The organism is Geobacillus sp. DSP4a, from assembly GCF_013096875.1.
Classification (GTDB): domain Bacteria; phylum Bacillota; class Bacilli; order Bacillales; family Anoxybacillaceae; genus Geobacillus; species Geobacillus thermophilus.
The window spans coordinates 1-2249 of sequence record NZ_SDLD01000101.1; the positions used below are offsets into that span (position 1 = coordinate 1).

Annotated in this window: 2 protein-coding genes; both read right to left on the bottom strand. The window is 40.4% G+C overall.

The features are described 5' to 3' along the window. Window positions 1–307: 307 nt before the first annotated feature. Window positions 308–1792: a hypothetical protein gene (locus tag ETC02_RS16430; protein WP_171698431.1), complete on the bottom strand. Its 1485-nt coding sequence runs from the start codon at window positions 1790–1792 to the stop codon at window positions 308–310. Between the two features lie 141 nt (window positions 1793–1933). Then, window positions 1934–2249, bottom strand: a 316-nt coding sequence (locus ETC02_RS16435) for a transposase (RefSeq protein WP_305847209.1), incomplete at its 5' end; no start/stop codon positions are given.

Genomic DNA, 2249 nt, shown 5'->3' on the forward strand with positions numbered 1-2249 from the left:
GACCTTTTTGACTTGAACGTTCATAAGAGAAAAACTCCTTTACGTTCCTTGTGTGTCAAGGATTCATTCGACATCGGAACGAAAAAATCCTCCCGATTTTCGTCGAGAGGGTGCGAAATGTGAGTTAATGATTTTGCTCATCTACAGTAATTAAGTTTTGTCGTTCTCCTAATGATTCATTATAGAAATCCTGTTTATAGGAACTTTCTTGTTTATTAACCCTGCTCCCGCTTGGTGACCTCCTAGTTAGGGGAAAGGTACCCCTCTCCCTAACTAGGATGAAGCCTATCTTTCCTCCACAAATATTTTAGGGTTTCAACCCCCAACGGATAACCCAGACGAGTACCACAAAAATAATTGCGATTGGGAGTGCACTCTCCAGAAATGGCAATTCCGGCCAAATTCCTTTTACCACTATGTAAAAAACTCCTAGCATGAGAAAATACCATAGGATGTTTCCGACATTGAACCCACCTTTCAAATATCCTCTAGCACCTGCGAATACAAGAGCAACAATCAGTAAATATGGTACCCAGCTATACACATAATTTAAGGGGGTTGCAATTATAGTCCAAATTCCATCTCTGGTATCCATTAGAGTTCCGTCAAATACAGAAACTGAAACCGGCTTTCTAACAGTTCCTGTAATAACGTAGCTCTCGTCGAGTAACTTGCCATAAAACAACAACAGAGAATGTTGGGAAAATGGCATATTAGGCCCTTTTAAGAATATGGTTTTTCCTACATGTTCCCCAAAATTTCCTACGAAATCTTGTTCAATCACGTAGTTTAAGATAGGATACGTATTAAAATCTTCTCGATTTTTATATTGTTCCGGCGTAATTACCTGACTAAACCCCGCCGTAACCTTTGGAGCTTTAAATCCCGGAGCATTGAACGTTACAGCCCCCATCAGTTTAAACGGGGCATTTCCATTCTTTCCGGAATAGTTCGGAATCTGCCCGCTTATCACATCAAGAGCTACCTTTTGTGTTAGGTATCCCCCAAGAGAATGACCAGTAATTATTATATTGGCTTGCTGTACCCCTAAATCCTTAGTCAACTTGGTATGTACTGTTTGCATAAATTTATGAGCTTCATCGATCATAGAACGAGTATCCCACTGGAATACCACCGCTGCGGCATCATAAGCAATTGTGGCTTCATCATGTGTTCCTCGAATTCCAATCACCACTGTGTTCGTAGCCGGATTATAAAATGCGACACCCCAAAATCCGAAGTGAGTAAACCACGACCCCACATCTCCATCTGCTGCAATTAACTTCCAGTTCCCGACATCTTTCTTAAACTGATCCACGTTCATTTTAGAATCTTCTTTTTTAGCAAGTTTTTTTATATCTTTTAAGAAGGTTTCTTTGAAATAATCATCATTAATTCTGGTTGCATCATCAATAATATAAGAGAGCGTATAATACTTCTCACCATTCATATACTTTAAGTTCAGATACCGATCGTAATTTAGGATATTTGTATAGGAGAACAAAGAGAAATCAAGCATCTGTTGAGCCGTAACAGTAGTACCCGGGACCATTTCAATCTCTCTCCCTTGATAAGTGGTATAATGTTTTTCAATCGTTGCAAACATTCCACTTATAATACTCGCTAAGATAACAAGGGTAATCATTAAAGGAACAGATATAATCGTCCGGAACCGAATCATAACAAATAGCACCAAAATCATAATGACAGGTGCCCATAATACCGGGTCATATTTCAAGGCTCCAAATCCCATTGAGCCAAGTAACACTAATAAGAGTATAAATCGAATCAAAATTTCCCCCTCCTGTTATGCTTGAATCGCCCATCACCTACAATCTACGACCACACTGTTTCTGTAATGTTATTTTCTCTTAAAACCAAACAACCGAATTGCAATACGTGCTACACCCCTGTTTCGATTCTTTGAACTACCCTAAAGCCATTGTGGCAGAAGTACCAATACAGAGTTAGATCCTCTGGTACCGTCTAGTGCCACTTCAAATCCGATAATCGAATTGGCTCGGATCCCCGTGATGCGATAGTGGTCAACCAGAACCGAGAACACCGTCTCGATCACTTTGCGTTTTTGTTGGATCCATTTCTCCCATGTCTCAGACGCACGATGTTTCTGGTTTTTTCGAGACGGAGTCCAAAGCGCCATTTGGTATTCTTCGTACAGCCTTTTTTGCAAGTCACGGCTAATGAATCCTTTGTCCCCAAAGTTATACGGGTGGGGAATTTGGGTCATC